We start from the raw sequence: 13,193 nt of genomic DNA, 5'->3' as shown, positions 1-13,193 counted from the left end.
ACAGGACGGGCCGGGCAGCGTCAAAGTTCTGACACTGCCCGGCCCGGCATAAGCCGGTCAGGCTTGGGCCGGCTCTACGGCACTTGATCCGGACCTGGAGGCTGCCTCGGCGCGGCGGTGCTCCACGCGCTTGGCCTGCCTGGCCAGATCGGGCTCGTTCTGGCGCAGCCAGGCATACATGGGAGCGGCGACGAAAATCGTGGCTGCGGTTCCAATCAGGATGCCGACGAACAGCGCAAGCGAGAGATCGCGCAGGGTTCCCGCACCCAGCAGGCCTGCACCAATGAACAGGATGGCGCCCACGGGGAGGATTGCCACCATCATGGTGTTAATCGAGCGGACCAGGGTCTGGTTCACGGCCAGGTTGACTTCCTCCGCAAAGGTACGCCGGGTTGAGGCATCCAGGTCGGCGGTGTTTTCGCGGATCTTGTCGAACACCACCACGGTGTCATAGAGCGAGTAGCTCAGGACGGTCAGGAACCCGATGATCGCGGACGGGGTGACTTCGAAGTCGCTGAGGGCGTAAACCCCCGCTGTAACGAACATCGTGACCACCATGCCGGCGATTGCCGAGAGTGACATCTTCCAGGTGCGGAAGTACAACGCCATCAGCACCGCGGCCAGGAGCACAAAAATCACCAGGCCGATCAGTGCCTGCTTGGTCACGTCCGCGCCCCATGTCGGACCCACAAACGTTGAGGTCACTTCGTTGTCCGTGACGCCGTAGGCGGCGGTGAGGCCCTCCTTGATGCGAAGGGTCTCGTCGTCCGTGAGCTTGTCGGTCTGGATCCGCATGGTGGTCCCGGCCACGTTGGCTACGCGCGGAACGCTGCCCTCCACCACATCGGTGACGGCCTTTTCGCCTAGGGCTGCGTCAGTGGTCTGGACGTTGGAGACCGTGAACTCGGATCCGCCGCGGAACTCAATGCCGAGGTTGAACCCGCCCTTGGCCACCGGAATAAGGATGGACAGGGCAACGGCAACCGCCGCAATGATGAACCAGATCTTCTTGGCCCCTACAAAGTTGTAGGAGCGCTTGCCCGTGTAAAGCTCGTTGCCGAAATTAGCGAAGCTTGGCATTACTTGTTCTCCTTCGCTGCAGACTTCGAGGAGCCTGCGAGCTGCTCCTGCTTCTGCGCCATCCGGCGCTCGGCAATGGTCATCCGGCGTTCGGCCTCGGCCGCGGCACCGGCGTTCTTGGCGCGGACCACGGCGGCGGCAGGTTTGTCTTCGGGCGTACGGATACGGCCTGCGCCACGGTACAGCGGCACGGCGCCCAGACGCTTGGGGTCAAGGCCGGACAGCCGGTGGCCTTCACCAAAGAACCTGGTCCGCGCCAGGAGCTGCAGGGTGGGGTGCGTAAACATAAACACCACGATGAGGTCGGCGATGGCGGTGAGGCCAAGCGTGAAGGCAAAGCCACGGACGTTGCCCACGGCCACGAAGTACAGGACAAGGGCCGCAAGGAGGTTGACGGCCTTGGAAGCCAGGACGGTGCGCTTGGCCCGCTTCCAGCCGTTTTCGACGGCGGACACCAGGCCGCGTCCCTCGCGGAGCTCATCGCGGATGCGCTCGAAGTAGACGATGAACGAGTCTGCTGTCTGGCCGATGGCCACGATGATGCCGGCCACACCGGCCAGGGACAACCGGTAGTTTTCGGTCCAGCCCAGGATGGCGATGGCGAGATAGGTCAGAATGCCGGCCACCACGAGCGAGGCGATGGTCACGAAGCCGAGGGCCCGGTACTGGAAGAGTGAGTACACCACCACCAGCAGCAGGCCGATCACGCCTGCAAGGAGGCCCATCCGCAGCTGTTCGCCGCCAAGGGTGGCAGAGATCTGCTGCTCGCTCTGGATCTCGAAACTGATGGGTAGTGCGCCGAAGCGGAGCTGGTCTGACAGGGCCTTGGCGGTCTGTTCGGTGAAGCCGCCGGTGATCTGGGGCCGGCCGTCCGTGATGACCGCAAGAGAGCGGGGAGCAGAGATGACCTGGTCATCGAGCACAATGGCGAACTGGGCCTTGGGGTCGTTCCCGGAGTCGCCGCCGGCAGCCACGTAGAACTGGTTCAGGCGTTCGGTAACCTCTTTGAACTTCGCCGTGCCTTCGTCGTCGAACTGGATGTTGACGGCCCACTCGTTCGTGACGGCGCCCTGCGCACCCTGCTGGAGCTGGAAGGAGGACGTGACGATGTTGCTGCCCTTGACCTCCACCGGACCGAGGATGTATTTGATGGCAGGGTTCGTTCCGGAAGCCGGCTCGCAGGTAACCAGCGGTTTGGCCGGATCCGAACGTTCCTGCTCATCCTGGGACGGGTTGTCACAGTCCAGGGCTTCGAACTGCCGGTAGATTTCCGGGGTGATCCAGTTGGTGTCGCTGCTGTTGGTGGGTTCCGCCGTCGGCTTCGGCAGCTGTTCCTCGGGTGCCCGCGACTCCTCCGGAACAGGTGCGCCCGCTCCGTTGAGGAGGACGGGGCGGAAGTTCATGTCAGCGGAGGCCTGGATGAGGTCGCGCGTCTGGCTTGAGGGTGTGCCGGGAAGGCTGACCACCACGTTGCGCCCGGACTGGGTGCTGATCTCCGCTTCAGCGACGCCGGAACCGTCGACGCGCTGGCGGATGATCGCCACAGCCTGGTTGAGCTGTTCTTCGTTGATGTCCGAACCGCCCTCTACCTTGGGCGCCAGAATCATCTGGGTGCCGCCCTCGAGGTCCAGCGCCAGCTTTGGCGCCCAGCTCGCCTGCCCGGCCATGGTGCCGCCGGCAAGGACAGCAGTCAGCACGGCGAGGATTACGCCGAGCCAGACCAGGACCCTGAGGCCCGGTTTCTTAAGGCCAGTTCGTGCCATTGTTGATCTTTCTCTTATTCACGGAGGAACCGCCGGTGCATGCTTGGTGCCGGCACCGGCGGTCATCCGCAGCCGTAGCGGTGGTGTAAAGAACCAGCGGGACTAGTTGTCCTTCTTGCCCTCGTCATTGAGCCGCTTCAAGGTCTCGTCCGGGGTCTCCACCGACGCGGGCTGGGTGCCGGTTTCCCGGGCGGTGAGGGATGAAGCGTCATCCGGCACGGCCGGGGAATCGGCTTCCGGAGCTGCTGCCGGCTCCACGATCTTGGTGACGGCCTGGCGGTGGACAGTGGCCAGGTTGCCCGGGGAAAGTTCCAGCGTCACCTTGTTCTCCTCGTCGTCCATGTCGACGATCCGGCCGTAAAGGCCAAAGCTGGTCATCACCTCAACCCCCGGGGCAAACTGCGACTGCAGGGCCGCCTGCTGCTGCTGGGTCTTCTTGTTCCGGCGGAACATCATAAAGATAAAGATGCCGAGCATCACGAACAGCAGGATCGACATGATGTCAATGCCGCCGCCGGGCTGCGTAGTAGTGGTCTGGGCAGTGATATGTCCGAACACGGGGAAGTTCCATTCTGTACTTGCGTAGTGCCTATTGAGGGCGCCGTCCGCTTTGAACGTGTGGCCTGGCGGGAAATACGCCATCCGTCCACGGGCGGCTGGTGCTGCCTGCGGGAACAAAGACCCGAACGTGCCGAGCGTCATACCAGTCTAAAGGGAAAAGCTGAAGGGAGCCTGTTATTGGCTTTGCGGGGCCCAGTCTTCCTGGCCGTCGGCGTCATCGCCGGCCGTTTCGAACAGGTCCAGCGGCTCCTGCGCGAAGACGCCGGCAGGGATGGCGTAGCCAAGGTGCGTCCACGCGGGGGCCATGGCGATCCGGCCCCGTGGAGTGCGGCCCAGGAGCCCCTCGCGGACAAGGAAGGGTTCGGCGACTGTTTCCACGGTTTCAGTTTCTTCGCCGACGGCGATGGCCAGGGTGGACAGCCCCACAGGGCCGCCGCCGAACTTGGTGATCAATGCCTCCAGGACTGAGCGGTCCAGCCTGTCGAGTCCCTTTTTGTCCACTTCATACATATCCAGTGCAGCCGACGCCGCGCGCGCATCGATCTGTTCGATGCCGTGGACCAGTGCCCAGTCACGTACCCGCCGCAGCAACCTGTTGGCGATGCGGGGCGTGCCGCGCGAACGTCCGGCGATTTCGCTGAAGCCGGCGGAATTGACTTTAAGGTCCAGCAGGCCGGCAGAGCGCCGCAGCACCAACTCAAGCTCGGAAACGGAATAGAACTCCAGGTGCCCGGTGAAGCCGAAGCGGTCGCGCAGCGGCCCGGGCAGGAGACCGGCGCGCGTCGTAGCGCCGACGAGGGTGAACGGCGGGAGTTCGAGCGGAATTGCGGTGGCGCCGGCTCCCTTGCCCACAACAATGTCCACGCGGAAATCCTCCATGGCCATGTAGAGCATTTCTTCCGCCGGCCTGGACATCCGGTGGATCTCGTCCAAAAACAGGACTTCGCCCTCCGACAGGGAGGAAAGGATGGCCGCCAGGTCTCCGGCGTGCTGGATGGCGGGGCCGCTGCTGATCCGCAGCGGGGCGTTCATTTCGGACGCAACAATCATGGCGAGCGTGGTCTTGCCAAGGCCAGGCGGACCGGAAAACAGCACGTGGTCCGCGCTTCGCCCGCGCATACGGGAGGCCTGCAGCACCAGGGAGAGCTGTTTGCGGACCCGGTGCTGGCCCACAAAGTCGTGCAGGTTCTTGGGCCGGAGCGCGGCCTCAATGGCACGCTCCTCCGGCTCCTCGCCTGCCGCCACGACTGACGGTTCAGCCACGGCTGCCTACGCGGTTGCCGGCCCGGGCCCCGTCCTGGCCCAGCCAGCGAAGGGTGGTCCGCAGGATCTCCGGGACATTGCCGCGGAACGACACCTCAGGGTCATCGGCCAATGCCTTGTCGATACTTGCTGACGCGTCCTTTTCGGACCAGCCGAGGCTGGTCATGGCCGCCACGACCTGTGGCTTCCAGGCAGCCTCTGCAGCGGTGGGCGCACTGGCGGTGCCGGCAGTGCCGTGGGGAACCAGTTTTCCTGCGAGCTCCAGCACGATCCGGCCGGCAACCTTGGGCCCGATACCGGGCACCTTGGTGAACGTTTTGCTGTCGCCTGTATGTGCTGCCACCCGGATGGCCTCCGGGTCATGGACGGCAAGAACCGCGAGAGCCAGCCGCGGGCCCACCCCGCTGACACTGAGCAGGACATCGAAAACTTCCCGCTCGTCGTCGGACGCGAATCCGAAGAGGGTCAGCGAATCCTCCCGGACGATCAGGGAGGTAAAAAGCTGCCCCTCCTCCCCCGTGCGGAGCCGGCTGAGGGTCTGCGGCGTGGCGTTGACGCTCATGCCGGCGCCGTTGAGGTCGATGACGGCCGTGGACAGGCCAACGTGCGTTACGGTTCCGCGAAGGAAACTGATCAAGGGCCTGGCTCCTGTGTACTGCCGGGCTCCAGGGATTGGACCGGCTATCCGAACATACCTACGAATACCCTAGCAAGCAGCCAGGACAATCAGCGTGCGCGCCGCACCTTCGCTTCGGCTTCAGCCCAGGCTCTTTGGGCGGGCGTGAGAGCAGAACTGCCCGGCCCGGTGGTGGCAACAGCCGCACCGCTGCCTGCACGCCACGCATGGGTGATGGCCAGCGCCAGGGCGTCCGCGGCGTCAGCCGGGCGCGGCGGCGCGTCCAGCCGGAGGATCTTGGTCACCAGCTTGGTCACCGCATCCTTGTTGGAGGAGCCGCTGCCGGTGACTGCGGCTTTGACTTCCGACGGCGTGTGCAGCGCCACCGGGATTCCCCGCCGCGCCGCGGCGGCGATCACCACACCGGACGCCTGGGCAACGCCCATCACGGTGCTGACGTTGAGCTGGGAGAAGACCCGCTCGACGGCGAGGACCTGGGGCTCGTAGCGGTCCAGCCATTCGTCAATGGCCAGGGCGATCACCAGGAGGCGCTGGTCCAGCGTTTCGTCCGGCGAAGTTCCGACCACCCCTACGGCCACCATGGTGGCGCGCCTGTTCCGTTCGACGTCCACCACGCCGATGCCGCAGCGGGTCAGTCCGGGGTCGACCCCCAGTACGCGCAGCGTCACGGGTGGCCGGGTTCAGCAGGCAAGGCCGGGCGTCACTCGGATTCCAGGGCAGCCTGGACTTCGTCGCTGAGGTCGGCGTTGCTGTAGACGTTCTGTACGTCGTCGAGGTCTTCGAGTGCGTCTGCTAGCTTCAGGAACTTGCGGGCGCCGTCGACGTCGAGTTCCACCTGCATCGAGGGGACGAACTCCACTTCGTCGGTCTCGTACTCGATGCCGGCTTCGTTGAGTGCCTCGCGGATGGCCTGCAGGTCACCCGGTTCGGAGTGGATCTCGAACGTTTCGCCGTTGTCCTTTACTTCCTCCGCGCCGGCGTCGAGGACTGCCATCAGGACGTCGTCCTCGCTGAGGCCGTTCTTGGGCAGGTTGACGACGCCTTTGCGGGCGAAGAGGTAGCTCACGGAGCCGGGATCAGCGATGGTGCCGCCGTTGCGTGAGATGGCCAGGCGGACCTCGGAGGCGGCACGGTTCTTGTTGTCCGTCAGGCACTCGATCAGCAGCGCAGAGCCCTGCGGGCCGCGGGCTTCGTACATGATTTCCGTGTAGTCAACCACTTCACCGGTGAGGCCGGCGCCGCGCTTGATGGCACGGTCGATGTTGTCGTTGGGAACCGAGGTCTTCTTCGCCTTGGTGACGGCAAGTTCCAGGCCGGGGTTGCCGGCGAGGTCCGGGCCGCCCATCCGGGCTGCAACTTCGATGTTCTTGATCAGCTTGGCGAACGACTTGGCGCGGCGGCTGTCAATGATCGCCTTCTTGTGCTTCGTCGTCGCCCATTTGGAGTGGCCTGACATGCTTTACGCTTCTCCTCTGATCATGCGGATAAAAAGTTCGTGTACGCGTTTTTCCCCAGTCACTTCCGGATGGAAGGAGGTGGCCAGCAGGTGGCCGGAACGCACTGCAACAATTCTAGCTGTCCCCGGCAGCGGGACCGCGTGGGACGCGTGCTCCGGATCCGCCGGTTCCACCTGGGCCAGGATCTCCACGTCCGGGCCGACCCGCTCCACCCAGGGGCCCCGGATGAAGACGGCGTGGACCGGAGGAACACCGGTTTCGGTGGCGCTGAAATCGAGTCCCTTGAAGTCGAGGTCCGTTTCAAAAGACTCGCGCTGCCGGCCGAAGGCGTTGCGCCGGACGGTGATGTCAAGTCCGCCGAAAGTCTGTTGCGGAGCTCCGGCGAGGTCCGTTGCTGGATCTGCAATGTCTGCGGCAAGCAGGATCATGCCGGCACACGAACCGAATACAGGCATACCCTCGGCGATCCGCTCCCGAAGGGGTTCAGCCAGGTCGAAGGCACGGGCGAGCTTGTCGATGGCGGTGGATTCACCGCCGGGAATGATCAGCCCGTCCAGGCCGTCCAGTTCCTTGGGGCGGCGGATCGCGACGCCCTCGGCTCCGGTTGCTTCGATGGCATGAAGGTGCTCGCGGAAGTCACCTTGAAGCGCCAACACACCGATCCGCAGGCCCGAGCCCACGCGCGCGGAAGCAGCTGAAGGGGAAATTGTCATCCATCCAGCATACGGTGCCCAGCCTTCCTGGCCGGCGCCGGAGGCCCACCCCCGACGCCGGTTGCATGCCGTTGCTGGGATATATTCGAAGCATGCTCTACTTCAGTGTTCCGCTCGGCAAGCTGGTCCGCCGGGTGTCCCGGCTACGGGGCGGCGGCTCTGCCCTGCCCGGGCTGGTGGTCGAAAAAATCGATCCCGGCTTCATGCGGCGGACGCTCACCACACTCCCCCACGGGGTAGCAGTGGTCAGCGGTACCAACGGCAAGACAACCACCACCAAAATGGTGGTGGAGCTGCTGGAGAGCCAGGGGCTGAAGGTCTTCACCAACCGCACAGGCAGCAACTTCACCCGGGGTGTGGCCGCCGCACTGCTCGGAGAGGTGGACTGGCGGGGCCGGCTTGACGCCGACGTCGCTGTCCTCGAGCTCGACGAGGCCCACGCCGTGCACTTCGTCAACAGCGTGCCGCCCCGTTACTGCCTGCTCCTGAACGTCCTTCGCGACCAGCTGGACCGGTTCGGCGAGATCGACAAGACGGCCCAGCTGCTCCAGCACATCGCCGCCAAAACCACCGGAACGGTGGTGCTGAACCGGGAGGACCCCCGCGTTGCCAGGATCGCCGCGTCCCTGACGGGGCAGGACGTCAAGTACTTCGGCCTGGACGATTCGCTGCTGGGCACCTTCCCAAACGATGACGACATGCGCGCCGCTCCCGGAAGTCCCGCTCCGGCGGGTCTTCCGGAGAAGCCCGCTGCCGACGTCGTCCTTCGCAAAGTGGGTGCGGACACCGCCGAATTTGAGTACGACGGCGTGACGGTCACCACCGGGATGAAGCTCCGCGGCGTCTACAACATCTTCAATGCGGCCGCGGCGCTGACCTTGGCGCGCAGCATCTGCGGCGGCGGTGCAGCCACTGCCGACCACGAGACCCTGCTGGCCGCCCTCGCCCAGGTTGCGCCTGCCTTCGGCCGTGGCGAAAGCCTCGTGGTCGACGGGCAGCCCCTTGACCTGGTCCTGGTCAAAAATCCCAGCGGGTTCCGGCTCGGCCTGAAGTCCTTCCCCGCGGGCGGCTACGCCACCATGATTGCCATCAATGACAACTACGCCGACGGCCGCGACATGTCCTGGTTGTGGGACGTGGAATTCGACTCCCTGCGCGACGGCGGGGTGGACCAGCTGACCGGCTCCCGCGCCTACGACATGGCCCTGCGCCTCCAGTATGACGACGTGCGGATCGGCGGGGTCGAGCCCGAGATTACGCCAGCCCTTGCTTCTTTCATCAGGGAGGCCCAGGGCAAGCCGAAGCGCATCTTCTGCACCTACACGGCAATGCTGGCCATCCGCCGCGAGCTGTCCAAAATCACCACGGTGGAGGTTGTCTCTTGAGCCAGTCAGGCGCGCATCCTGGGAGGGAAAGCTCCGGGAGCAAGGGCACCATCCGGGTTGTCCAGCTGTACCCCCGCGACATGAACATCTACGGCGACTGGGGCAACGCCCTGGTCCTTCAACAGCGCATCAAGTGGCACGGCTACACCCCGGAGCTGCTCGAATACAACGTGGGTGATCCCTTCCCGGAGAACGTGGACATCATTGTGGGCGGCGGCGGCCAGGACAGCGGGCAGCTGGTGATCCAGGACGACCTGCAGGCACGGGCTGGAGTGCTGAAGGACCTGGCTGAGGACGGCGCGCCGATGCTGGTCATCTGCGGGCTGTACCAGCTTTTCGGACGGTTCTTCAAGACGCGCACCGGAGCAGTCATCCCCGGCATTGGCGTCCTTGACGTGGAAACCCACGGCACTGACGAGCGCCTGATCGGCAACGTCAAGGTGGCTACGCCGGAGTTCGGCGAGGTGCTGGGCTACGAGAACCACAGCGGGCAGACCACACTCGGTGACGGGGTACGGCCGCTCGGCACCGTGGCCAAGGGGACGGGGAACAACAGCAGCGACGGCCACGAAGGTGCCCGCTACCGCAACATCGTGGCGAGCTATTTGCACGGGTCCCTGCTGCCAAAGAATCCAGCCATCGCCGACTTCCTGATCCGGACGGCGGCTGAGCGGAAGTACGGCACGTTCCAGCCCGGCCACCCGGATGACCATTACGCGGAACTGGCCAGGGAACACGCGGCGCGCCGCCCGCGCTGACCGGCACACCCTCCAGCGGCCGACGGCGGCCTGTGCACCTTTTGGCGGTCCGGCTTACGGTTCACGGCTTATCAGGAGTTCATGGGCACCCGCAGCCCCCGCGCCGCGGGATTCCACCACGGTGCTGGTCCGCTGCCTGGTCGCGGCGTCCGCTTCCGCACCGGCGCATTGTCCCTGTGGCGCATCAGCAGCCACGGAGCACCAGCGGTACGGGTCGCGGACAATGACCGATGGTGCCCAGGCAAGGTCCGTACCGGACCATTTGCCGGAGGCGTCCTGGCCAAACTGCGCCCGCACCAGCAGGCCCTCGTTGTTAACCACATGCCAGGGAGACAGCTCCGTGACGCCATTGCCGAGGCCGTACACAATCCAGGTGCCTTTGTAGTTTTCGATGGGCAGCACCGAGTGGGTGTGGTGGCCATAGACCAGGTTGAACTGCCCGCTGTCCACCAGGGCGCGCGCCACCTCCTCCTGCTGGGCGTTCGGTTCGCTGGCGTACTCATCACCGGCATGCATGGCGGCCAGGACGACGTCCGCCCCCAGCGCCCTCGCCTTTTCGGCCTTGGCGATCATGGCTTGGGTGTCCAGCATGTCCACCTGCCAGGGATGATCGGGAAGCAGGCCGTTGAGCCCGTATGTGGCCTGAATGATGGCGACTTTCGCGGCCGCCGTCTGCACGATGAGGATTCCGTGGGATTCGCTTTCGGTCCGGTAGGACCCTGTGTGCTTGAGGCCTGCGGCATCCAAGGCGTCCAGGGTGCGCAACAGCCCGTCGGTGCCGCGATCGATGGTGTGGTTGCTGGCGGTGGTACAGACCTGGTATCCCACGTCCTTGGACGCGGTGATGATCTGAGGCGGAACGTTGAACGACGGGTACGAAGAAAACGGACCGTCCGGACCTGCCACCGGCGTCTCCTGGTGGCAGACGGCAAGATCGCTGTTCCTGATGTATCGGCGTTGACCTTCCAGGAGTGGCCCAAAATCCATACCCGGGTTGCCGGCGGCTGTGGCGTCCTGCTGCGCCTGCTGCCAGAGCTGGCTGTGGATCAGCATGTCACCGGTGACCAGCACGGTAGTGCACCGGACCATCGGGCAGGCCGGGCCCTTACCTGGTGTGGGCGCAGGTGCGGGGCCAGGGGCAGGTGCGGGGCCAGGGGCAGGAGCGGCGCTGGGCGGCAACGTCCCGGAACCGGAAGTTTGGGAAGCAGACCCCGCCGGCCGTGGCGCCTGCCCCTCCCGTTCCGCCACGAGGCCGCAGCCGGCCAGCACAGCAACCCCAAGCAGGGCACACACCATGGCCCCGGCTCGCGGGGCAACACCGCCCCAACTAATCCCCATAACGGTCATTCTAGGTAGGCTGCTGGCCGGCACGAGCATTTGGAGGTCGTTGAGAAGGTGTGGCCCGTGTGGAAGATTTACGTCATGACAAACCCCCTGCTCAATCCCAGCACGCTTCCGTTCGCCCTGCCCCCGTTCGCGGACATAGCGCCAGCGCATTATGCCGAGGCGGCCGAGGCCGGATTCGCGGAGCACCTGTCCGAGGTCCAGGCGATCGCCGGGAACAGGGATCCCGCCACCTTCGACAACACGGCCGTCGCGATGGAACGGTCGGGCCAGCTGCTCCAGAGGACTGCTGCCGCGTTCTTTACACTTGTCTCTGCCGATGCCTCTGACGAGATCCGGGACCTGGAAACCCAGCTTTCGCCGCTTTTTTCGGCCCACCAGGACGAGGTGTTCCTGAACCGGGCCCTGTTCGAACGCTTCGCCGCCATCGATACGGCGGGTCTCGACCCGGAGTCGGTACGCCTGGTGAACGAATATCTGAAGGAGTTCCGGCAAACAGGCATTCAGCTGGACGGTCCGGGGCAGGAGCGGCTGCGGGAGCTCAATGCTGAGCTGTCCAGGTTGGGAACAGAATTCGGCCAGAGGGTCAAGGAAGGGATGAAGTCCGCAGCCCTGCTGCTGGAGGACCCGGCAGAGCTGGCGGGGTTGCCGGCCGATGACGTGGCTGCCGCCGCAGAAGCAGCCCGTGCGGCCGGTCATGAGGGGAAGTTCCTCCTGACGCTGATCCAGCCCACCAACCAGCCGGCCCTGGCCGCCTTGGAAAACCGGAACGTCAGGCAGCGGCTCTTTGAAGCCTCGGTTGCCCGCGGCAGCAGCGGCGGAAATCTCGACGTGCTCGAACTTGCCAGGTCCCTGGCCGCCCTCCGCGCCGAAAAAGCTGCCCTGCTGGGCTTCGCCAACTACGCCGAACTGGTGGTGGACCTGCAGACAGCACCCGATTTCGAGTCGGTCCAGTCGATGCTGAACCGCATGGCACCGGCCGCGGTCCGTAATGCGGACCGCGAGGCCACCGCTCTGGCGGAGGCAGCCGGGCATCCACTGGAGGCCTGGGACTGGGCGTTCTACTCCGCGAAGGTCCGGCGGGAAAAGTACGACGTGGACGAGCAGGCCCTCCGGCCCTATTTCGAGCTGGACAGGGTCCTGGCCGACGGGGTCTTCTTCGCTGCCACGTCCCTCTACGGCATAACCTTCCACGAACGGAAGGACCTCTCCGGTTACCACCCTGACGTGCGGGTCTGGGAGGTCCGCAATGAGGACGGCAGCGCCCTGGGGCTGTTCCTCGGTGACTACTACACCCGTGAGTCCAAGCGCGGCGGCGCTTGGATGAACTCCCTGGTGGAACAGTCGGGACTGCTCGGGACCAAGCCAGTGGTCATCAACAACCTGAACATTTCCAAGCCGCCCGCGGGCGAACCTACGCTGCTGACGCTGGACGAGCTGCGGACCACCTTCCACGAGTTCGGGCATGCCCTGCACGGCTTGTTCTCCAACGTCACCTACCCGCGGTTTTCCGGTACCTCGGTTCCCAGGGATTTTGTGGAGTACCCATCCCAAGTCAACGAGATGTGGATTATGTGGCCAGAGGTGCTGGCCAACTACGCGAAGCACCATGCCACGGGCGAGCCGCTTTCCCAGGAAGTCGTGGACAAATTGAACGAATCCCGGCTCTGGGGTGAGGGCTTTGCCACGACCGAGTACTTGGGGGCAGCGCTGCTGGACCTGGCCTGGCATGTGCTGGGGAGCAGTGAGGCCCCCGAGGATGCACTGGCTTTCGAGGAGAAGGCCCTGGCGGCTGCCGGAATCGCCCATGCGCTGATTCCGCCGCGGTACCTCACGGGTTACTTCCAGCACGTCTTCGCGGGTGCCGGCTATGCTGCCGGCTACTACTCCTACATCTGGAGCGAAGTGCTGGACGCCGAGACCGTGGACTGGTTCAGCGAGAGCGGGGGCCTTACCCGAGCGAACGGTGACCGTTTCCGGCAGGAGCTGCTGTCGCGCGGAAACAGCCGCGACCCGCTCGAGTCCTTCCGGACCCTCCGGGGCCGCGAAGCAAAGCTGGAGCCCCTCCTGAAGCGCCGCGGCCTCGAGTAACCGCCAACAACCCCGCACCGCTTAAAGAGAAGTACGACGCCGGTCCCCCACCAGAGAAAGGTGAGAAACCGGCGTCGTGCATCAAAAACGAAGGCGACGAGTCACTCGGCAAACGTGACTCGCCTCCGTCGCGGTTTGTTG

Annotated in this window: 12 protein-coding genes; 3 read left to right on the top strand and 9 right to left on the bottom strand. The window is 65.0% G+C overall.

The window, feature by feature from the left end:
• Positions 1 to 57: 57 nt before the first annotated feature.
• The 8 genes from secF to pdxT form a co-directional block, all read right to left on the bottom strand.
• Entirely contained in the window at positions 58 to 1,080 is a 1,023-nt protein-coding gene (gene secF, locus M1D32_RS09365; protein WP_458781934.1) for a protein translocase subunit SecF, read from the bottom strand.
• On the bottom strand, positions 1,080 to 2,843 hold the full coding sequence (gene secD / locus M1D32_RS09360) for a protein translocase subunit SecD (protein ID WP_458781933.1): 1,764 nt from the start codon (positions 2,841 to 2,843) through the stop codon (positions 1,080 to 1,082). The genes secF and secD overlap by 1 nt, the downstream gene beginning before the upstream one ends.
• Positions 2,844 to 2,945: 102 nt before the next feature.
• Positions 2,946 to 3,341 carry a preprotein translocase subunit YajC gene (gene yajC, locus M1D32_RS09355; protein ID WP_458782149.1) on the bottom strand — a complete coding sequence of 132 codons (396 nt, stop codon included), beginning with the start codon at positions 3,339 to 3,341 and terminating at the stop codon, positions 2,946 to 2,948.
• A 237-nt stretch (positions 3,342 to 3,578) separates the two neighbouring features.
• Positions 3,579 to 4,667, bottom strand: coding sequence for a Holliday junction branch migration DNA helicase RuvB (ruvB, locus tag M1D32_RS09350; RefSeq protein ID WP_458781932.1), 1,089 nt, complete (start codon positions 4,665 to 4,667; stop codon positions 3,579 to 3,581).
• Positions 4,660 to 5,304, bottom strand: coding sequence for a Holliday junction branch migration protein RuvA (gene ruvA, locus M1D32_RS09345; protein ID WP_458781931.1), 645 nt, complete (start codon positions 5,302 to 5,304; stop codon positions 4,660 to 4,662). The genes ruvB and ruvA overlap by 8 nt, the downstream gene beginning before the upstream one ends.
• 89 nt (positions 5,305 to 5,393) lie before the next feature.
• Complete coding sequence (gene ruvC / locus M1D32_RS09340; protein ID WP_458781930.1) at positions 5,394 to 5,972, bottom strand: crossover junction endodeoxyribonuclease RuvC; 579 nt, start codon at positions 5,970 to 5,972, stop codon at positions 5,394 to 5,396.
• 32 nt (positions 5,973 to 6,004) lie between these two features.
• Positions 6,005 to 6,760: a YebC/PmpR family DNA-binding transcriptional regulator gene (locus tag M1D32_RS09335; RefSeq protein ID WP_458781929.1), complete on the bottom strand. Its 756-nt coding sequence runs from the start codon at positions 6,758 to 6,760 to the stop codon at positions 6,005 to 6,007.
• A gap of 3 nt (positions 6,761 to 6,763) precedes the next feature.
• The gene (gene pdxT / locus M1D32_RS09330) at positions 6,764 to 7,474 is read right to left on the bottom strand and encodes a pyridoxal 5'-phosphate synthase glutaminase subunit PdxT (RefSeq protein ID WP_458781928.1); all 711 of its coding nucleotides are present in this window, start codon (positions 7,472 to 7,474) and stop codon (positions 6,764 to 6,766) included.
• Between the two features lie 92 nt (positions 7,475 to 7,566).
• Between pdxT and M1D32_RS09325 the strand changes: the two genes are divergently transcribed.
• Positions 7,567 to 8,859, top strand: coding sequence for a MurT ligase domain-containing protein (locus tag M1D32_RS09325; RefSeq protein ID WP_458781927.1), 1,293 nt, complete (start codon positions 7,567 to 7,569; stop codon positions 8,857 to 8,859).
• An 80-nt stretch (positions 8,860 to 8,939) separates the two neighbouring features.
• Positions 8,940 to 9,617 (top strand): type 1 glutamine amidotransferase, encoded by a 678-nt coding sequence (locus M1D32_RS09320; protein ID WP_458782148.1) that lies wholly within the window; start codon positions 8,940 to 8,942, stop codon positions 9,615 to 9,617.
• Between the two features lie 54 nt (positions 9,618 to 9,671).
• On the opposite strand, the gene M1D32_RS09315 is transcribed toward M1D32_RS09320, so the two are convergent.
• On the bottom strand, positions 9,672 to 10,955 hold the full coding sequence (locus M1D32_RS09315) for a CapA family protein (RefSeq protein WP_458781926.1): 1,284 nt from the start codon (positions 10,953 to 10,955) through the stop codon (positions 9,672 to 9,674).
• A gap of 84 nt (positions 10,956 to 11,039) precedes the next feature.
• Here M1D32_RS09315 and M1D32_RS09310 point away from each other — a divergent pair, with 84 nt between their 5' ends.
• Complete coding sequence (locus M1D32_RS09310) at positions 11,040 to 13,052, top strand: M3 family metallopeptidase (protein ID WP_458781925.1); 2,013 nt, start codon at positions 11,040 to 11,042, stop codon at positions 13,050 to 13,052.
• Positions 13,053 to 13,193 lie beyond the last annotated feature (141 nt).

The organism is Arthrobacter sp. D3-16 (assembly GCF_054408515.1).
Note: the sequence above shows the minus strand (reverse complement) of the source record. Positions and strands in the feature narration are given on the sequence as shown.

Excerpts from the sequence above, each read along its gene's own strand:
- secF (WP_458781934.1), bottom strand. The coding sequence starts at position 1,080 with ATGCCAAGCTTCGCTAATTTCGGCAACGAGCTTTACACGGGCAAGCGC.
- yajC (WP_458782149.1), bottom strand. The coding sequence starts at position 3,341 with ATGTCGATCCTGCTGTTCGTGATGCTCGGCATCTTTATCTTTATGATG.
- secD (WP_458781933.1), bottom strand. The coding sequence starts at position 2,843 with ATGGCACGAACTGGCCTTAAGAAACCGGGCCTCAGGGTCCTGGTCTGG.
- M1D32_RS09325 (WP_458781927.1), top strand. The coding sequence starts at position 7,567 with ATGCTCTACTTCAGTGTTCCGCTCGGCAAGCTGGTCCGCCGGGTGTCC.
- M1D32_RS09320 (WP_458782148.1), top strand. The coding sequence starts at position 8,940 with ATGAACATCTACGGCGACTGGGGCAACGCCCTGGTCCTTCAACAGCGC.
- M1D32_RS09335 (WP_458781929.1), bottom strand. The coding sequence starts at position 6,760 with ATGTCAGGCCACTCCAAATGGGCGACGACGAAGCACAAGAAGGCGATC.
- pdxT (WP_458781928.1), bottom strand. The coding sequence starts at position 7,474 with ATGACAATTTCCCCTTCAGCTGCTTCCGCGCGCGTGGGCTCGGGCCTG.
- M1D32_RS09310 (WP_458781925.1), top strand. The coding sequence starts at position 11,040 with ATGACAAACCCCCTGCTCAATCCCAGCACGCTTCCGTTCGCCCTGCCC.
- M1D32_RS09315 (WP_458781926.1), bottom strand. The coding sequence starts at position 10,955 with ATGGGGATTAGTTGGGGCGGTGTTGCCCCGCGAGCCGGGGCCATGGTG.